Annotated in this window: 15 protein-coding genes; 8 read left to right on the top strand and 7 right to left on the bottom strand. The window is 66.7% G+C overall.

The genetic code is table 11. The features are described 5' to 3' along the window. The first annotated feature begins 254 nt into the window (after positions 1 to 254). Complete coding sequence (locus AC07VS_RS06210) at positions 255 to 1,601, top strand: voltage-gated chloride channel family protein (RefSeq protein WP_494750467.1); 1,347 nt, start codon at positions 255 to 257, stop codon at positions 1,599 to 1,601. A 34-nt stretch (positions 1,602 to 1,635) separates the two neighbouring features. On the opposite strand, the gene AC07VS_RS06205 is transcribed toward AC07VS_RS06210, so the two are convergent. Together AC07VS_RS06205 and AC07VS_RS06200 are read right to left on the bottom strand one after the other, a co-directional pair. After that, the gene (locus AC07VS_RS06205; RefSeq protein ID WP_494657411.1) at positions 1,636 to 3,234 is read right to left on the bottom strand and encodes a methyl-accepting chemotaxis protein; all 1,599 of its coding nucleotides are present in this window, start codon (positions 3,232 to 3,234) and stop codon (positions 1,636 to 1,638) included. A gap of 164 nt (positions 3,235 to 3,398) precedes the next feature. After that, a complete protein-coding gene (locus AC07VS_RS06200; RefSeq protein WP_494750466.1) occupies positions 3,399 to 4,379 on the bottom strand; it encodes a Bug family tripartite tricarboxylate transporter substrate binding protein in 981 nt (326 codons plus the stop codon). A 173-nt stretch (positions 4,380 to 4,552) separates the two neighbouring features. Here AC07VS_RS06200 and AC07VS_RS06195 point away from each other — a divergent pair, with 173 nt between their 5' ends. Next, positions 4,553 to 5,359, top strand: a complete 807-nt coding sequence (locus AC07VS_RS06195; protein WP_494657413.1) for an IclR family transcriptional regulator — start codon at positions 4,553 to 4,555, stop codon at positions 5,357 to 5,359. A 24-nt stretch (positions 5,360 to 5,383) separates the two neighbouring features. Here AC07VS_RS06195 and AC07VS_RS06190 read toward each other — a convergent pair whose 3' ends face one another. Next, positions 5,384 to 5,938, bottom strand: coding sequence for an IPTL-CTERM sorting domain-containing protein (locus AC07VS_RS06190; RefSeq protein ID WP_494657414.1), 555 nt, complete (start codon positions 5,936 to 5,938; stop codon positions 5,384 to 5,386). Between the two features lie 188 nt (positions 5,939 to 6,126). Continuing rightward, positions 6,127 to 8,478, bottom strand: a complete 2,352-nt coding sequence (locus AC07VS_RS06185; protein ID WP_494750465.1) for a cytochrome P450/oxidoreductase — start codon at positions 8,476 to 8,478, stop codon at positions 6,127 to 6,129. A gap of 158 nt (positions 8,479 to 8,636) precedes the next feature. Between AC07VS_RS06185 and hmpA the strand changes: the two genes are divergently transcribed. Both hmpA and AC07VS_RS06175 read left to right on the top strand, forming a co-directional pair. Next, positions 8,637 to 9,860 (top strand): NO-inducible flavohemoprotein, encoded by a 1,224-nt coding sequence (hmpA, locus tag AC07VS_RS06180; protein WP_494750464.1) that lies wholly within the window; start codon positions 8,637 to 8,639, stop codon positions 9,858 to 9,860. A gap of 44 nt (positions 9,861 to 9,904) precedes the next feature. Then, positions 9,905 to 10,354 (top strand): RrF2 family transcriptional regulator, encoded by a 450-nt coding sequence (locus tag AC07VS_RS06175; RefSeq protein ID WP_492346537.1) that lies wholly within the window; start codon positions 9,905 to 9,907, stop codon positions 10,352 to 10,354. On the opposite strand, the gene AC07VS_RS06170 is transcribed toward AC07VS_RS06175, so the two are convergent. After that, positions 10,355 to 11,299, bottom strand: coding sequence for a bifunctional helix-turn-helix transcriptional regulator/GNAT family N-acetyltransferase (locus AC07VS_RS06170; protein ID WP_494750463.1), 945 nt, complete (start codon positions 11,297 to 11,299; stop codon positions 10,355 to 10,357). 74 nt (positions 11,300 to 11,373) lie between these two features. Next, on the bottom strand, positions 11,374 to 12,954 hold the full coding sequence (locus AC07VS_RS06165) for a sensor histidine kinase (RefSeq protein ID WP_494750462.1): 1,581 nt from the start codon (positions 12,952 to 12,954) through the stop codon (positions 11,374 to 11,376). 424 nt (positions 12,955 to 13,378) lie between these two features. Here AC07VS_RS06165 and AC07VS_RS06160 point away from each other — a divergent pair, with 424 nt between their 5' ends. From AC07VS_RS06160 to AC07VS_RS06150, 3 genes are all read left to right on the top strand, one after another. Next, positions 13,379 to 14,065: a substrate-binding periplasmic protein gene (locus AC07VS_RS06160; protein WP_494750461.1), complete on the top strand. Its 687-nt coding sequence runs from the start codon at positions 13,379 to 13,381 to the stop codon at positions 14,063 to 14,065. A 29-nt stretch (positions 14,066 to 14,094) separates the two neighbouring features. Beyond that, positions 14,095 to 14,955 carry a substrate-binding periplasmic protein gene (locus tag AC07VS_RS06155; protein ID WP_494750460.1) on the top strand — a complete coding sequence of 287 codons (861 nt, stop codon included), beginning with the start codon at positions 14,095 to 14,097 and terminating at the stop codon, positions 14,953 to 14,955. Between the two features lie 158 nt (positions 14,956 to 15,113). Then, complete coding sequence (locus AC07VS_RS06150; protein ID WP_492346542.1) at positions 15,114 to 15,443, top strand: hypothetical protein; 330 nt, start codon at positions 15,114 to 15,116, stop codon at positions 15,441 to 15,443. A 2-nt stretch (positions 15,444 to 15,445) separates the two neighbouring features. Here AC07VS_RS06150 and AC07VS_RS06145 read toward each other — a convergent pair whose 3' ends face one another. Then, entirely contained in the window at positions 15,446 to 17,707 is a 2,262-nt protein-coding gene (locus AC07VS_RS06145) for a putative bifunctional diguanylate cyclase/phosphodiesterase (RefSeq protein WP_494750459.1), read from the bottom strand. 142 nt (positions 17,708 to 17,849) lie between these two features. Between AC07VS_RS06145 and AC07VS_RS06140 the strand changes: the two genes are divergently transcribed. Beyond that, a complete protein-coding gene (locus AC07VS_RS06140; RefSeq protein WP_494657424.1) occupies positions 17,850 to 18,809 on the top strand; it encodes a tripartite tricarboxylate transporter substrate binding protein BugE in 960 nt (319 codons plus the stop codon). Positions 18,810 to 18,836 lie beyond the last annotated feature (27 nt).

Genomic DNA, 18,836 nt, shown 5'->3' with positions numbered 1-18,836 from the left:
GTGGGTGGCGAGGGCGGCTCGGTCAGGCCCTGGATTCGTGGGCTGTCGGATGCGATCAAGGTCGTGGGGGCTTTCAGGGCTCGGCCTCTTCGCAAATTGTAATGAGAAGTTACGAGCATCCTACACTGCGCTTTGACCGTCCAGAGCGAAGCAAGCCCTGTCGGCGCTACGGATTTGCCCGGGCCCTTTGCTAAGATCCGGCGGCGCCGGCTTGCGAGCCCCGACCCTCCTTCCGCTCACCGAAGCCTTCCACGATGAACGAGCAATTTGCACTCTTTCCGCTCACCCTGCGCTGGCTGTTGCTGGCTTGCGTGGTGGGCTTGCTGGCGGGCTCGGCCTCGGCCTTGTTTCTGGTCTTGCTGGAAGCCGCCACCCAATGGCGTGAGGCCCATCGCTGGATCGTCTGGGGCCTGCCGCTGGCGGGTTTTGCCGTGGGCTGGGTGTACTTGCGTGTGGGGCAGCCCGTTGAGGCGGGCAACAACCTGTTGATCGACGAGATCCATGATCCCCGCCAGGTGGTGCCCTTGCGCATGGCGCCGTTGATCCTCCTGAGCACCGTCATCTCGCACCTGTTTGGTGCCTCGGTCGGGCGTGAGGGCACCGCCGTGCAGATGGGAGGCTCGCTGGCTGACCAGATCACCCGCCTGTTGAAGCTGCAGGCCACCGAGCGCCGCATCGTGCTGATGGCGGGCATCAGCGCGGGCTTTGCCTCGGTTTTCGGGACCCCGTTGGCCGGGGCCGTGTTCGCACTCGAGGTGCTGGCCATCGGCCGGCTGCGCCACGATGCCCTGCTGGCCTGCGCGCTGGCCGCCGTGGTGGGCGATCAGGTCACCACGCTGTGGGGCGTTCACCACACCCATTACGCGGCGGGCCTGATCCCGGCCCTGGGGGGCTGGAGCCTGGCTGCGGTGTTGCTGGCGGGGGTTCTTTTTGGGCTGGTGGGCATGCTGTTTGCCAATGGCACGCATGCGCTGTCGGGCCTGTTCCGCAGGCACGTGGCCTATGCACCGCTGCGCCCCCTGGTGGGCGGTCTGCTGGTGGCCGCGGCACTGTGGTGGCTGGATGCCTGGCGCTATGCGGGCCTGGGCATCCCAGTGATCGTCGAGGCCTTTCAGCACCCCCTGGCCCCGTGGGATTTCGCCGCCAAGATGGCCTTCACCATCGTCTCTTTGGGCAGTGGCTTCAAGGGCGGGGAGGTGACGCCGCTGTTCTACATCGGTGCCACCCTGGGCAATGCGCTGGCGCCGCTGCTGCAGTTGCCGCTGGGCTTTGTGGCGGCGCTGGGCTTCGTGGCCGTCTTTGCCGGGGCGGCCAACACGCCGTTGGCCTGCACCTTCATGGCCATGGAGCTTTTTGGCGCCGACATCGGCGTCTATGCGCTGCTGGCCTGCGTGATGGCCTATCTGTTCTCCGGCCACACCGGCATCTACCGCTCGCAGCGGGTGGGGCAGGGCAAGTGGCGCCTGCCCGTGTTGCAGGGGCTGCCCAAGGGGCTCAAGCTGGGCGACTTCAAGGCCCTGTCTCTGCATCACCGGCAGCATGATCGGGCCTCATCCGGGTCGCCGGGGGCGGCCGACACCCAGGCGTCCAAGCCCGACTGAACCCGACCGGACTCGAACAGCCCGGCGCCGGGCGTCAGCGCAGCAGCGGGCGCTGGTGCGAGCCCTGGGCCAGCGCCGGGGCGCCCTGGCGCAGCCGGAAACGGCCCACCGTGTCGGCCAGCCGGGCCGCCTGCTCGCGCAGGCTTTGCGCCGCTGCGGCGGATTCTTCCACCAGCGCTGCGTTCTGCTGGGTCATCTGATCGAGCTGCGTGACCGAGGTGCTGACCTGGCGGATGCCATTGGATTGCTCCACCGAAGCGGCGGTGATCTCGCCAATGATGTCGCTCACCCGCTGCACGCTGTTGACGATGTCCTGCATGGTGCTGCCAGCCTCCTGGACCAGGCGGGTTCCGTCGCTGACCTTCTCGACCGAGGTGCCGATCAAGCCCTTGATCTCGCGCGCTGCCTGGGCACTGCGCTGGGCCAGGTTGCGCACCTCGCCCGCCACCACGGCAAAGCCCCGACCTTGTTCGCCGGCACGGGCCGCTTCCACAGCCGCATTCAGCGCCAGGATGTTGGTCTGGAAGGCAATTCCGTCGATCACGCCGATGATGTCGTTGATCTTGCGTGAGCTTTGGTTGATCTCGTCCATGGTCGAGACCACCTTGGACACCACCTCACCGCCCCGCGCCGCCACGGAGGCCGCGGTACTGGCCAACTGGTTGGCCGTGCTGGCGGCATCGGCCGACTGGTGCACTGTGGCGCTCAGTTGCTCCATGGCACTGGCGGTCGATTGCAAGTGGGTGGCCGTGTCTTCGGTGCGGTGGCTCAGGTCGGCGTTGCCCGAGGCGATCTCGCCTGTGGCGGTGGCGATGTGGTCGGCCACCTGACGCACATCGAGCAGGGTGGTTTCCAGTGCCGTGCGCATGCTCGACAGGGCCTGCAGCAGTTCGCCGGTCTCGTCGCCGCTGTGCACCTGGATCACGTTGCCGGACAGGTCCATGTTGGCGATCTTGTGGGCCACTTCACGGGCGTCCTGCAGCGGGCGGGTGATGCTCAGCGAAATGCGCCAGGCCAGCAGTGCCGCCAGCAGGATCGAACCGGCACACAGCGCGGTGAGCAAGGTGGTGGCCTGGGTGCTGGCTGAACGGATGCGCTCGCCCGCGTCGTCCAGCCGCTGGCGCTGGCGCGACAGCAACTCCTTGATCTTGCCGTCAGTGGCCGTGGACACCGGCAGGTACTTGTCGTTGAACATCTGCTCGGCACCCGCGGCGTCGCCCGAGGCCTTGAGCTTGTTGATCTCGTCGCGCACGGCCAGAAAGACCTTGCGGTGCTCGCCGATCTCGGCAAACAGCTGCTTGTCGCCTTCGTCAACCAGTCGTTCCTTGATCTGTTGCTGCTGCACGCTGGACTGCTTGCTGCCTTCGATGGCAATCGCGCTGAACAGCGTGGCCAGGGCCGGGTCGTTGCTTTTCACCGTGGCGGTCGTGCGTTGCACGGCATTGGTGAAGTTGCGGTACCAGTCGCTGGCAATGCGCTCGATGGCCAGCGATTGATCGAACATGGTGTTCATCTCCTGCGTGATGGCGCGCAGCTTGAAGATGCCATACAGCCCGCTGCAAAGAAACAGCGCAAGAATGAGGCAGAGCAGAGAGGCCAGCTTTTTGGCGATCGACAGGCGGGTGGTGAACATCGTGCAGGGTCTGGGATTGGAATGAAAAACGACCAGATCGTCCGGGGACGGTCTGGCCGCTGCATGGGGCGGCTGGCGCGCACCAGCCAACAGGGACGGCATGCCGCATTCAAGCAATCGCCGTGCCGGGATACCGGCCACAGCGCGCTGGCGGCAGGGCCGGCTCAATCGAGCGAGATGCCCTGGTCCTTGATGATGCGGTGCCAGCGCACGGTTTCCTTGCGCAGCAATTCAGTGTATTCGCGCGGGGTGTTGCCCACCGGTTCCACACCGAAATCGATCAGCCGCTGCTTGACCGCTGGCTGGGCGATGGCGGCCGCGATCTGTTTCTGCAGCGAGTTCACCACCTCGGTCGGGGTGCCGGCCGGGGCCACCAGGCCCACCAGGGCGGCGGCCTCGACGTTTTTCAGGCCGATTTCGGCAAAGGTGGGGACATCAGGCAGTTGCGGCAGGCGGGTGGGGTTGGCCACTGCCAGCGGGCGCACCTTGCCGGCCTTGATGAAGCCCGCGCCTGCGGCCATGTCGACCATCATGGCGGGAATCTGCCCGCCCACCAGATCGGCCAGGGCTGGCGCGGCGCCGCGGTAGGGGATGTGCACCAGGTGCAGTTTGGCCTCGACCTTGAGCATTTCCATGGCCAGGTGGTGCGGGCTGCCGGCGCCGGCCGAGCCGTAGTTGACGCTGCCGGGGCGAGCCTTGGCCTTGGCAATGAAATCTTTGGCGTCCTTCGCGTCCGAGCCCGGGCCCACCACCAAGATCATCGGGAAGCGTCCCATCAGCGTCACCGGGGCCAGGTCCTTGACCGGGTCGTACGACAGCTTGGAGTACAGCGCCGGGTTGAACACCATGGTGCCGTTGTCGGCCGACAGAACGGTATAGCCATCGGGCGCCGAGCGCACGGTCTCGACCGCCCCGATGGCGGTGTTGCCGCCGGGCTTGTTGTCGATCACCACGGTCTGGCCGCTGCTGGTCGACCAGGCCTGGCTGATGGTGCGGGCCAGAAAGTCGGAGCCACCACCGGCCGGATAGGGCACGATCCAGCGCACGGGTTTGTTCGGGTAGCTGGCCTGGGCCAGGGTGGGCGCGGCGTGAAGGCTCAGCAAGACAGGCAGGGCCAGCAGGCAGGCACGGACGAATTTTTTCAAAGGGAGGCTCCGGAAGGCGGTTTGTGGGTTATCAATGGTTAATGCGTAAGATTACTGCGCAATGCGTAACTTGCCGCTAGGGCTTTCACCAAGGCGATGGCGGGCGCGGGTCCGGGCCGGGGTCTGCCCATAATGTTGATTTGTAACGCCGCCCCTTGACCAGGAACCCCTCCATGAGCGAAGACCCCAGCCCACCCCGGACCCCCGAGCGACGCCAGCGCGTGCAATCGGCTGAAATGGGCATGGGCATCCTCAAAGCCCTGGCGCGCCTGGGCGGCACGGCCAGCCTGACGGCCGTGGCAACGGCGGTCGATGAAAGCACCGCCAAGGTGCATCGCTACCTGGCCAGCCTGATCCAGGAAGATCTGGTGGTGCAGGACAGCAGCACCCAGCACTACCGCCTGGGGCCCGAGGCGATCCAGATCGGCCTGGCAGCGATGCGCCAGAACGACCCGGTGCGGCGCAGCGAGCCCGCCCTGATCCGCCTGCGCGATGAACTGGGGGTGACTTGTTTCCTGGCCATCATGGGCAATCTGGGCCCCACCATCATGCGTTTCGAAGAGCCGCTGTTGCCCGTCACCATCAATGTGCGCGCCGGTTCGGTGTTGCCGGCCCTGTGGTCGGCCACCGGGCAGGTGTTTCTGAGTACGCTGGACGACGCGGCCCAATGGCGCCGCCTGCAGGACGAGCTGGCCCAGGCCAGCCCGCAGCAGCGTGCCCACCTGGGCGTGCACAGCCTGGAGCAGTTGCGCGACCAGGTGCGGGCGCAGGGCTGCGCCATCGCCCGCGATTCGCTGCTGCCGGGCATCAGCGCGGTGGCGGCGCCCATCACCGACTACAGCGGGCGGGTGGTGGCCGTGCTGACCGCTTTGGGCGCGAGCGGCGGCTTTGACCCAGGCCTGGCGGGCCCGATTGCACCGCTGGTGCTGCGCGAGGCCGCCGCCATCAGCGTGAGCCTGGGGGCGACGCAAGCACAGTGAGGGCCTGCCGGGGCGTGTGCCGCCTCAACAGCCGCCGGTGTAGGCGATCACCTGGCAGGCTTGCCCGGGTGTCAACTGTGTCACGCTGGCCTGGCACTGTGGCGCCGACAGACCTGTGTAGGCCAGTGTGTAGTCTCCGGCCTGGGTGTCGAGGGTGGTGCCCCCATTGGGCTGGATCGAGGTGATTTGCAGCGTGCTGCTGGTGGTATTGGTCAGAGCACCGGAGGTTTGTCCACATCGAAAGGCATCGCTCGGCGTGGTGCCCAGGCCGCTCCAGGTGTCGGCGGCGTTCACACCAGAGTCGTAGACCAAGGTTCCGCCCGCGGCGTTGCTGAAAGAGTCGCGTACCAGAGCCCAAGCGGAGGCACCCAGCCCGCTCGCCAGCATGGCCACCAAGGCGCCGCTGCACAAGCCGACCGCCAGCATGCGCTGCCCGGTTCCGCGCCCCCTCATGCCCCAGGCCCCGGCCGCCGCAGCCAGAACCGACAACCCGACAGTCGCCGCCGTGCCCAAGGTGGGGACGGCGTTGGTGGCTGCATTGGTCGCTATGGCGCTGTAGACGATCGTGATACCTGGCATGGATGCTCCCCGAGGTGCTGGAAAAGAAAGGTGGAAAGTGTGGCTCACACAGGTCGCCGGCCCCCAAGGGGCCGGCGATAGTGCGTTTTTCTCCCTGAGCCGCTTTGCATTCTCCGAATCAAGCGTTGATAAAGCGTTGAAAGAAAAAAGCCCTTCAACGAAGGGCCTTGGCAGGGGGGTGGAGGGGCTTAGAGTTCCAGCACCAGCTGCCCGCCACAGGCGCGTGAGCAGCACACCATCATGCGGTTGTGGGCCTCGCGCTCGCCGCGGGTCAGCACCACGTCACGGTGGTCGACCTGGCCGCCCAGCACCCGCACCTCGCAAGAGCCGCACAGGCCCTCGCCACAATCGCTTTGCACGTCGATGTTGGCCGCGCGCAGCACCGACAGCACGGTTTGGTCGGCCGGCACCGGCAGCGTCAGGCCCGAATCCTTCAGCACCACTTCGAAGGCGTGTTCGCGGCTCGGGTCCAGCTCAGTGGGCTGGGCGTGAAAGTGCTCGGTGTGCAGGCTGTCCTCGGGCCAGTGGGCGCCGGCTTCGGCCAGGGCCTGCAGCAAGCGCTCGGGGCCGCAGGCATACAGCTGGGTACCGGCCTGGGGGGCGCTCAGCAGGGCGCCCAGGTCCAGCCGCTGTCCCTCGTCGCTGGCATGCACGTGCAGGCGCGCGCCATGGTCGGCCACCATCTCGGCCAGGTAGGCCATGCTGGCGCGAGAACGCCCGCAGTAGTGCACCTGGTAATCGATCCCCAAGGCGGCGGCGCGCCGGGCCATGGCGCGGATCGGCGTGATGCCGATGCCCCCGGCCAGCAGGATCACGCGCTGGGCCGCTTCGTCGAACCGGAAGTGGTTGCGCGGGCCGCGGATCCGCAGGCGCTCGCCCACACGCAAGTGTTCGTGCAGCCAGGCCGAGCCGCCCCGGCTGGCGGGGTCGCGCAGCACCGCAATCTCGTAGACCGACGCATCGGCCGGGTCTCCACACAGCGAGTACTGGCGCGACAGGCCCGTGCTGCCGCAGGCCACATCGATGTGCGCGCCGGGCGTCCAGCGTGGCAGAGGCTGGCCGTCCACCGAGCGCAGGCGCAGGCGCAAGGTGTCGGCGCTCAGGGGCGTGAGGCTGTCCACCAGCACCGGGCGCGCCGTGGCGTGGCGCGAGGGCTCGCCAATGCGCACAGGCTGCAGGGCCTCGTGCAGCTCGGGTCGGTGGTGTTCGGGGTTGGCGGCCGGATCCCACTCCACCCACAGGTGCTCGGGGCCGCGGAACGAGGTGTTGGCCACGTAGCTGAAGGTCTGCTCGGCCAGCCGCATGTGGGGCAGGCGGCGGGCAAACTCGTCGATGAAGATCTGCAGCTCCATGCGGGCCAGGTTCTTGCCCATGCACTGGTGGGCGCCGTAGCCGAAAGTCAGGTGCTCGCTCGCATCATCGCGCCGGATGTCGAACAGGTCGGCATCGGCAAAGCGGCGCTCGTCGTGGTTGGCTGAAGCCATCACGATCAGCAGTTTGCTGCCGGCCGGAATGTCCACCCCGCCCACCTGCACATCGCGCGTGGCCAGGCGCCGCCAGGCCGCCACCGAGCCGTTGTGGCGCAGGCACTCTTCCACCGCGCTCGGGATCAGGCTGCGGTCTTCGCACAACTCGCGCCAGGCGCTGGGGTGCTGCAGCAGCAGCTTCAGGGCGTTGGCGGTGGCGTTGGCGGTGGTCTCATGGGCCGCCACGATGCCTGCCATCATCATCGAGTGCAAGTAAGAGTCGGTCACCACATCGGGGTACTCAGCCTGCTTGCGGATGCCGTATTTCATCCAGCCCGGCCCGCTGGGGTCTTGCCGCATCTTGTCCAGGATCTTGCCGGCCAGTTGCCAGAAATTGCCCACCGCATGGGCCACCTTCACCTGCTCTTCAGGGCGCGGGCGGCCCCAGGTGTTCACGGTGTGGGCGATCGAGTACTGGCGCAACTGGTCCATGTCCTCCTCGGGCACGCCCAGAAAGTGCAGGGCGATGGTTAGCGGCACCTCCCACAGCATCTGATCGACCAGATCGGCACGCCCATCGTTGACGAAGCGGTCGATGTACTCGCGCGTCACGCGGCGCACCAGCGGCTCATGGTGCTTCAAGGCCTCGGGTGTGAAGGGCTCCATCAGCACACGGCGGCGTGCCATGTGGGCGGGCTCGTCTTCGTTCACCAGGGTGCGGTTCATGGCATAGCCGTATTGGGCCAGCACCGCGTTGGCTTCGTCACCCGTGGGGGTGATCTTTTCCAGCGCGATCGACGGGCTGTAGGTCAGGTTGTCGCGGAACACCGCCTTGATGTCGTCGTAGCGCGTCACCACCCAGTAGCCCAGTTGCGGGCTGTAGAACACCGGCTCTTGCTCGCGGGCCCAGCGCACGTACTCGGGCGGGTCCTGCTGGTAGCCGTCTGAAAACGGGTCGAAGGCCGCGGCGGCGGGGCTTACCGGGCACCCGGTGGGCGAGCGCTGGCCCGTCAGCGCGGCATGGTCTATGGGGCAGCGGGCGGCGGGGGCCGGGGTGTCTTGGGGGGGGGTCATGGCGCCGTGGGTGTTTTGAATAGCGTAACTATAGTCCGCAATGCGTAATTTCAAAAAAGGTGGAAACCCTGAGACGCAGTGCCCTCAGATCGCTTGGGGTCATCTTCAAAGTGAGTATTTGAAGGTATAAAATAAATGCATCTTAAAAAGGAAGCCCCATGCTCGACAGCCAGACCCGCGCCCTCGTCAAAGCCACCGCCCCCGTGCTCAAGGAGCACGGCGTGGCCTTGACCCGTCACTTCTATGCCCGCATGTTCGAGCACAACCCTGAGCTGAAGGCCATCTTCAACCAGGGCCACCAGCGCTCGGGCGCCCAGCAACAGGCCCTGGCCATGGCCGTGGCAGCCTATGCCGAACACATCGACAACCCGGGCGTGCTGGCACCGGTGCTGCAACTGATTGCGCACAAGCACGTCAGCCTGGGCATTCGCCGCGAGCACTACGCCATCGTCGGCAAGCACCTGTTGGCCTCGATCCGCGAGGTGCTGGGGGCCGAAGGCGCCACCGATGAATTGATCGCTGCCTGGGCGGCCGCCTACGGGCAACTGGCCGATCTGCTGATCGGCATGGAAGAGGGCCTGTACCAGGCCGCGGCCACCCAGGCCGGCGGCTGGACGGGCTGGCGCGGCTTTCGTGTGCAACGCAAGGTGGCCGAGAGCGAAGAGATCACCTCTTTCTACCTGGTGCCTGCCGACGGTGGCCCGGTGCCGGGCTTCCAGCCGGGCCAGTATGTGAGCGTGCGCGTGCCCGTGCCTGAGCTGGGCCTGCATCAGCCGCGCCAGTACAGCCTGTCGGCCGCGCCGGGCGAGCAGGCCCTGCGCATTTCGGTCAAGCGCGAAGCCGGGCAGGGCGCTGCGGCCATCGCCCCGGCCGGCTTGGTCTCGAACGTGCTGCACAGCCAGGTGCAGGAGGGCGACCTGATCGACGTGGCCCCGCCCATGGGCGATTTCGTGTTGGACACCCAGGCCGAGGCGCCTGCCGTGTTGATCAGTGCCGGCGTGGGCATCACCCCCATGATGGCCATGCTGGAGCACCTGGTACAGCGCGCCCCGCAGCGCCCCGTGCACTTCTTGCATGCGGCCCGCCACGGTGGCGCCCACGCCTTTGGCGCCCGGGTGCGTGAACTGGCAGGCCGTCATCGGGCCCTCAAGGCCCGCATCCACTACGAACACCCACGGGCCCAGGATCAATTGGGCCAGCACTACGATCAGGCGGGCCGCATCGAGCTGTCGGCCGAACAGGTCAACGCCCTGGGCACCGGCTCGCAGTTCTACCTGTGCGGCCCGCGCGGCTTCATGCAGGCGCAACGCCAGGCCCTGCAGGCCGCGGGCGTGCCCGATGCACACATCCACGCCGAGGCCTTCGGCACGGGTGGCGTTTGAGTGAAAGGCGTTATGCTGCAGTGATCTGAGCCCTCAGCCACACCATGCAGCTCACGCACTTCACCGACCTGGGTCTGCGCGTTCTGATGTACCTCACACATCAGAAGCGCGACACGCCCGCCACCATCTCCGAAATTGCCGAGCAGTTTGCCGTGTCGCGGCACCACCTGGTCAAGGTGGTGCACTTCATGGGCCAAAACCAATGGCTGGCCACCACCCGGGGCAAGGGCGGCGGCTTGGCGCTGGCCCGCCCGCTGCTGGAGTACCGACTGGGCGACGTGATCCAGAGCCTGGAGGGCGTCACCCAGATGATCGATTGCGCCGACCCGCCTTGCGCCCTGGCCGGGCGCTGCCAGCTCAAGGGCATGCTCGACCAGGCCCAGCAGGCCTTTTTTGCCAGCCTCAATCAATACACCCTGGCCGACATGGTCGCCGCGCCCACGGGCGAGGCCATCGTGCGTCTGGTGGCGCGCTCGGTCCCGGCCGCGGCCTGATCAAAGATCCCGCGCCCACACCTGGCCCACCAGGTCTTTGCCAAAGCTGTGGTGCTTGTCCTCTTCGATCAGCTCGAAGCCGGCGGCTTGGTAGATGCGGCGGGCCGACACCAGGATGTCGTTGGTCCACAGCACCATGCGGCGGTAGCCTTGGGCCCGCGCAAAGTGCAGGCATTCGTCTACCAGGCGGCGGCCCAGGCCCAGGCCGCGGGCACTGGCATCCACGTACAGCATGCGCAGCTTGGCGGTGTGTTCGTCTTGTTGCACCACGAACACCGAGCCCACCACCTCGCCCTCGCTCTCGGCAATCCAGCAGCGCTCGCGTTGGGGGTCGAAGGTCTTCACATACTGGCCCACGATCTCGGCCAGCAGGCCCTCAAAGGTCCAGTCCCAGCCATATTCATGCGCGTACAACTCGGCCTGCTTCTGGATCACGACGCCCAAGTCGCCTGGGCGTGGGTCGCGCAGGATGAAGGCCTTGGGGGCTGCCTGGGCGTCACCCAACAGGCGCCGCACCTGGGCCATGGCGCCCACCAGGCGGGTTTGATCGGACTCGCTCAGCGGCTGCAGCAGGGCCGCCACCTCGGCGGCAGACGCCGCCTCCAGCTCGGCAAACACGCGACGGCCTTCGTCGGTCAGGCGCAGGGCCAGGCGTTTGCCATGGTCGGGCGAGGCCTCTCGCTGCACCAGGCCGCGCTCTTCCAGGCTGTTGATGAGCCGGCTCAGGTAACCCGGGTCCATGCCCAGATCACGCCCCAACTGCGCCGCCGAGGCCGGCGCCTGCGCGGGCGCGTGGGCCATCTCGTACAGCAGGCGCAGCTGCGGCAGGCTGTAGTCCGAGTGCAGCACCCGATCCCCGAGTGCGCCCACCAGGCGTGTGTGAAAGCGGTTGAACTGGCGCACCGCCACGATGCGGTCTGGAAGGGCGTCTGGGAGGTTGGTCATGGTTTTGATGCTTAAGGCATGATCATGTTGCCAAAAGCAACATATTGAGTCAAGCCCGCGCGATGCGGACCTGCTCAGATCTGGCTGGCGGGCGCGTCGGGCTCGCCCTCGGCCCGCGGCGGGGCGGTCAGGGGCAGTCGAAAGCTGAAACACGTGCCCTGGCCCCGTTGTGAACTCACCTCCACCTGCCCACCCAGCAGGCCAGAAACCAGGCCATAGACAATGCTCAGGCCCAGCCCCGAGCCGCCCTGGCCCAGGCGCGTGGTGAAGAACGGGTCAAAGATCCGGGCCAGGTTCTCAGGGGCCACGCCGGCCCCGTCATCGCTCACCTTGAGCAGCACCTCTGCGCCGTCTTGCCGGGCCCACAGGGTCAGCAGGCCGCCGCGTTCGCCAAAGGCGTGGATCATGGCGTTTTCATACAGGTTGCTCACGATCTGGCTGATCGCACCCGGGTGGCTTTCCATGCGGATGCCGGCGGGTATGTCGATGGCGTAGCGGGCCGGCCCATGCTTGTGCACCACCGAGATCGTGGTCATCGTCTCGCTCACCAGCTCGCGCAGATCAAAGCTGCGCCGGCGCAGGCTGGTCTGGTCCACCGCCATCTGCTTGAAATCCTGCACCAGTTCGGCCGCCCGGTTCAGGCTGCCCAAGGCGATGGCCAGGCCTTCGTCCAGGTGGCCTACAAACTGATCGAGTTGGGCACGCGTCAGGCCCTTGGCCAGGTTGCTCTTGAATGCGCGGCTTTGGTCGGCCATGGTGCTCAGCACCAGCACGCCGTTGCCGATGGGGGTATTGAGCTCATGGGCCACCCCGGCCACCAGGGCGCCCAGCGAGGCCAGTTTCTCGGTCTGTACCAGCCGCTCCTGGGTCTGACGCAGGTGGTCCATGGCGCCTTGCAACTCGGCGTGGGCCTGGCGTACCTCGGCGGTGCGGTTGTTCACGCGCTCTTCCAGCTTTTCAACCGAATGGCCCAGAGAGGCCCGCATGAAGTCGAGTTGCTGGGCCAGCACCCCGAACTCGTCAGGTCGCAACGCCGGCAAGGCCGTCTGCAAATCACCGGCCGAAATCCTGGCCGCGCTGTTGCCCAGCCGGGACAGGGGGCGCAGCACCCGCCGGTGCAGCCACAGCCCGATCAGCAGCGACGAGGCCACCAGCTGGCAGCCCACCACCCCGGCCAGCACCCAGGCCGAGTTCCAGACCTCGTCCCGGGCCAAGGTGGTGGCATAGGACAGGCTGACCTCGCCCAGGTGTTCACCCTCCTTGTCGATGCTGCGGCTGATCTCGATCCGGCTGCCCCGACTGGGTTGGGTGCGGCTAAACGACAGCAGCGACCCACCATCGGCATCACGCACCTCGACCGATACGATCGAGGCATCGGCCACCACGGCGTTCACCAGAGGGCGGCCGGTATCGATCGCCACGTTCCACAGTGGCAGCACCAGGCCGGCCTTGAGCAGATCGGCAAATTGTTCGGCCCGGGCCCGCGCGTTCACGTCCACGGCTTTTTGCAGATTCAGGTCGAGCAGGATCAGCGTGGCCAGCGCTGCCGGAATCAACAAGGCCAGCAGCAGCACCACGAACAAGGGGCGGCGCAGGCTTTTGTGGGGGGCGGCGGCAGGGGGCCGGGCCGGGTCCAGAGGGGGCCGATCATTCATGACCAGTTGGGCCTGACCGGCGCGCGCGGATGCCCCCCACCGTGGGGTGCCAGTGCGGGACCAGGGGCTGCAGAAGACACATCGGCAAATTGTTGCCCCCAGGCCCGGTGCGGTCAATCGGTGTTGCCAGGGGCCGTTCCGCAGAGATGACGTCGATCAAACGGGCTCGCCTTGGCGTTTGCCCCTGCTTGTCAAATGCGCCGTGGCGGCGTTGAATGAACACGCCATCGGATGCCCATTGCCACCGCATGGGCCCGGGCAGATCCTGTCAGACACACCCGACCCCGCCATGAACTTCATCGCGACTTCTCTGGCACTGCTGCTTTTGCTGGGCGGCGCAGGCAGGGCTGCAAATGTGGCCGCGAATGAGGTCGCGACAGCCACTTCAAACGCAGCCGCAACAAGCCCTTCGACGACACGCTGGGTGCTGCGCACGGCGGCTCAGGAGGGCTCTGCCCCCAAATACCTGCTCGGCTCCAGTGCGGCGGCGGGGCGCGGCCTGTGCCCCGATATCCTGCGGGCCATCGAGGGGGTTGAGCCCGAGATCCACTTCGAGGTCGACCTCAAACCCACCCCCCTACGGCGCATCGAGAAATCCCTTCAAGAGGGGCGGCTGGACGTGCTTTGTGCCTTGCTCGAAACCCCCAGGCGCCACCAGATCGCCCACCGCCTCTCCACCCCGGTGTACGCCGTGCGCGAACGGCTGGTGGCTTTGCGCGACGACGCGTTCAGCCCCACAGGCTTCGACGACCTGGCCCGCTCTGGCGGGCTGGTGGCCACCCAGGCCGGCGCCAGTTATGCCGACAAGCTGCGCCAGCATGGCGTGGCCGTCGACGAAACCGACACGGTGACGGCCTTGCGCAACATCGTGCGGCATCGGGTGCGCTACTACTACGGCAACGAACTCACCTGCGTCTACTACATCAGGGCCGGGCAGATGAGCCCTGAATTGCGCCTGGTGCCTGGGGTGATGGGCGAAACGCCCAGCCACTTCTGGGCTGGTCGGCACCTCGAGCCCGCCCTGGTCAAGCGTCTGGATGGGGCCCTGGTCAAACTCAAGCGCAACGGCACCCTGGAGCGCATCTACAACCGCTATGCCGAGATGAATTGAAGGGGCCGCTTTCTGACAAGGGGGACCACATGAAAAACCATCAGACCCAGCCGCAACCCGGTGCACGGCCCGGTGCTCACCACCTCACCAGGGGCCGGCTCCCGTGGGTGCTGGCGCTGGCCTGGCTGCTTGCCCCGGCCCTGCTCGTGCCGGCCCAGGCGGCCTGCACCCGCATGCGCATCGGCGCCGACCCGGCCTACCCTCCCTTGCACTGGTACGACGGCCACCAGATGCTGGGTGCCAGCGTCGACATCGCCAGGCGCGTGCTCGATGAACTGCACATTGCCTACGAGATCCGCTACCAGGGGCCCTTCACCCGCATCATGAAACTGGCCGAGCGTGGCGAGATCGACATGGTGGCCACGCTCAAGAAAACCCCCGAGCGTGAGGAGTTTCTGCTGTTCCCCAAGGCGGTGGCGCTGTCCAACCCGGTGGCGGTGTTCCAGGCCCGCGACCGCGCCTTCGCCTTTCACGCGCGACAAGACCTGGTCGGTCACCGCGGCGGCATCACCCGCGGCAACCGCTTCGGGGCCGATGTGGACGACTTCGCCAAGGCATCGCTCGACATCGAAGAGGCCGACACCCCGGAAAGCAATTTCAACAAGCTCAAGGTCGGGCGCATCGATTACTTTCTCACCGGCTACTTTGTCGGCATGGCCTACCTGCTCAAGCGCAGCGACGAAAGCAGCTTCGTCGTGCCGTCAACCTACCTGGCCGACACCCCCAACTACCTGGCGCTCACGCTGAAGGGGGCGTGTGCTGACAAACTGGAGGCCATCGACGCCAAGCTGGTTCAGCTCAAAAAAAGCGGCGTGCTCGACGAGATCATCAAGGCCAACCTGGCGCGCTGGCGGTCCAGCTCGCTGGCGCGTGAGAGCGCCTCGCCCTGAACCCGCCCCAAATGGCCCGACGCTGCCCAGGGGGGAGGGGGCACGCCGCCACCGCCGTCTTTACATCGCCGCTACAAAGTCGTCGTCAACAAGGCCCGGCCATGTGCCGTTGTCATCCTCGGGAGCCGTCTGAAACCCAACCCTTCGAGGAGCAACGCATGTCAAACAAATCCCTGGTCACCGTCTTGTCCCTGTTCGTTCTCTGCGGCGCTGCAGCAGCCCAGACACCCGCTCAGAGCTGGAAAGCCAGCCACCCGCGGCGGGCCGAGGTCAATGCCCGCCTGGATCGCCAGAACGCGCGCATCCACCATGAGGTCAAGAGCGGCGAAATCACCCCCCAGCAGGCCTCAGCACTGCACCACGAAGACCACCAGATCCGGCAGGAAGAGCGCGTGATGGCTTCGCAAAACGGCGGGCACATCACCAAGGCCGAACAGCACGCCCTCAACCAGCAGGAAAACGCCGTCAGCAAGCAGATCGGCAAGTAAGCTCAGCCGGGCCCCTCGTGAGCCGGGCCCAGGCGGCCCGCCTGCGCCAGCGGTTCGAACACGCTCAACGGCACGGGCCGGCTGAACAGAAACCCCTGGTAGGCGTGGCAGCCGATCTGTTGCAAAAACCGCTGCTGAGCCATCGTCTCAACGCCTTCGGCAATCACGGGCAGACCCAGGCTCTGGGCCAGGGTGACGATGGTCTTGGCAATCGCGGCATCGTGTGCGTCATGCAGCAGGTCACGCACAAACGATTGGTCGATCTTCAGCTGGTTCAGCGGCAGGCGCTTCAGGTAGGTCAGTGACGAGTAGCCGGTGCCGAAATCATCCAGCGAGAACCCGATGCCATGCCCTTGCAGCGTCTGCATGGTGGCAATGATCTCGTCCACGTCGTGCACCAGCAGGCTTTCGGTCAGCTCCAGCTTGAGGCGACGCGGGTCGGCCCCGGTGTGCTGCACCACCTCCAGCACCATGGCCACAAACCCGGGGTCGCGAAACTGCCTGGCGCTCATGTTCACGGCCAGGCTCAACTGACCCAGGCCCGGGCGGCCGGCCCAGCGGGCCAACTGCTCGCAGGCGGCCTGCAGCACCCAGCGCCCCAGTGGCACGATCAGCCCGGTGTCCTCCGCCAGGCCGATGAATTCGCCGGGCAGCACCAGCCCCCGTTCGGGGTGCTGCCAGCGCACCAGCACCTCGGCACTGAGCAGTTCGCTGTCGCTGTTCACCTGGGGCTGGAAATGCAGCACCAGTTGATGGTGCTCCAAGGCCTGGCGCAGGTCGTTCTCGACTTCCGCGCGGTGCTTCACCACCGCTTCCATGGCCGGATCAAAAAAGCGCACGGCCTGCCGCCCGGCATCCTTGGCACGGTACATGGCCAGGTCGGCCTGCTTCATCAGCTCGTCCATCGAGGTGCCCTGGCCCAGGAACAGCGTGGCCCCCAGGCTGGCACTGCTGTGGTGCACGAAGCCCCTCAGGGTGTAAGCCCGCGTCAGCGATCGCAGCAGGCGCTCGGCAATCGCCTCGGTGGCGCTGGCCGCATCGCGCGGTGTCTCGCCCAGCCCGCCCAGCACCATCACAAACTCGTCGCCACCGATGCGCGCCACCGTGTCATCGGGGTGCACCCCTTGCCGCAGTCGGTCGGCCACCTGTTGCAGCAACAGGTCCCCCATGTCGTGGCCCTGGGTGTCATTCAAGGTCTTGAAGTGGTCCAGGTCGATGAACAGCAGCGCAGCGTACAGGCCGGTGCGCTGGCTGACGGCCTGGGTCTGGCGCAGCCGGTCCAGCAGCAGCACGCGGTTGGGCAGGCCGGTGAGCTGGTCAAAGAAAGCCAGGTTGTTGATCTGCGCCGCCGAGCGCTGGTGCTCGGTGTCGGCGACCTGCAACTGACGCTGCATTTCGGCCAGCCAGCCCAGCACGCTGTGCTGCAACGCGGGCGCCACAGCGATGGGTTCCGCGAAATCGCCCCGTCCCAGCCGTTCGATCTGGCGGTGAATCTCCTCCAGCTTGCCGCCCAGTGTGTGGTGCAGCGCCCGGTAGGTCTGCCAAAGCGTCATGGCCAGCAGCAGGCCCACCCCTGCAAACACCCACCGCACCACCACGGCATATTGCGCGGCGTTCTGCACCGCCGCCGTGGTGCGCAGTTCCACCATCTGCTGAAACTCGGCGATCGGTCGCATGATGCCGGCCTTGGCCTCGTGGTAGGCCGTGTCATGCAGCATGGCGATGGCGCGCAGGCGGCGCGCGCCCGCATCGCCGCCGGAGGCTTCGATCAGCGCCATCGCCGCAAACTCGGTGCCGGTCAATGCGTCCGAGTGGGCCTTGGCTTCGGCCAGCTTGGCGAACTCGGCCTGCGTGAAGTGGGCCTGCTCCATCAGCGTCAGCAGTGGCACGGCCGCACCTGAAGGCCGCGGCCGGGGGCCATCACCCTGAACCAGGTCCCAGTACACATTGCGGTAGTCGAGCGGGCGGGGGCTCTGACCATCGCGGATGGCCAGAATCTCCAGGTAGTATTTTTGGTAAACCAGATTGCCCGTGGCCACGTAGGTGCGCACCATGCGGGTCAGGTCGTCCGACGATTGCCGCAACTCGGTGGCCAGCCCCAGTGACTGCAGGCGCTCTTCGTTGGCCTGGTCGATCGCCTTCTCGGCCCGCACGTAGTAAGCAAACAGCCCCATGAAAAGCAGCGCCATCACCACCGTGGTCCACAAGGACTGGTGGAGTCGGGTCAAGGCGGGGTGGCCCGTGGCAGCAGGACGTGGGTTCATGGCGCTGAAGTAACAGAATGTAGCAAGAATGCGGCCCGCTTCTGAAGATCGGGCGCCATGGCCTGTCACGCGGCATACTCATCTGGCTCGCATTTTGCGTAAGGCCTGTCACTGACAGCCCTCATCAAGGATTCCGCCTCCCATGCAACGACGTCATCTGCTCACCCTGGCCGCCGCGGCTGCCGCCAGCCAGGCCCCTGCCTTTGCCGACACCCGGCCGCTTCGTCTGGTTGTGCCTTTCCCGCCCGGTGGGGCCACCGACATCACGGGGCGCGCCATCAGCGAGCCTTTGGCCCGCCTGCTGGGCCAAGCCGTGGTGGTCGACAACAAAGGGGGGGCAGGGGGCTCGATCGGCATGGCCGAAGTGGCCCGTGCCGCCCCGGATGGGCTCACCCTGGCGGTGGCCACCGTGTCCACCCACGGGGTCAACCCCGCGGTCTACAAGAAGCTGCCGTACGACCCCCTCAAAGACTTCGCCCCGGTCACCGAACTGGTCAAGGCGCCAGGGGTGCTGGTGGTCAATGCCGGCCTGCCTGTCAAAGACTACGCCGAGTTCCTGCGCTACCTCAAGGCCAACCCAGGCAAGCTTTCTTACGCCACCCCAGGCACGGGCACCATCGGCCACATGTGGGGTGAGTTGTTCAAGAGTGCCACTGGCACCTTCATGCTGCACATCCCCTACCGCGGGGCCGGCCCCGCGCTCAATGACGTGGTGGGCGGGCAGGTGATGGTTTACTTTGACCAGGTGGCCGCCTCGCTGCCCCACATCCAGTCGGGCAAGCTGCGTGCGCTGGCCGTGTCCTGGAACAAGCGCCTGGAGGTGCTGCCCAATGTGCCCACCTATGGCGAGCTGGGCCTCAACGTGTGCAACGAGCCCTCCTGGTTCGGCCTGGTGGCCCCGGCGGGCACGCCCAAGGCCGCCATCGTGCGCGTGCAAGAGGCCGTGGTGCGGGCCCTGAAAGAGCCCGCCGTGCGCGAGCGTCTCGCCGCCCAGGGCCTGTTTGCCACCGGTACCAGCCCTGAAGAGTTCGGGGCCGAGATCAAGTCCGAGATCGAGAAGATGCAGCGCGTCAGCGCCTACGCCAAGATCACGCTGGATTGACCATGCCGCCCTTGGCGTCCGGGTTTT

It is taken from the genome of Curvibacter sp. GW821-FHT01G03 (assembly GCF_059422285.1).
This window is presented reverse-complemented; position numbering and strand designations above follow the sequence as displayed.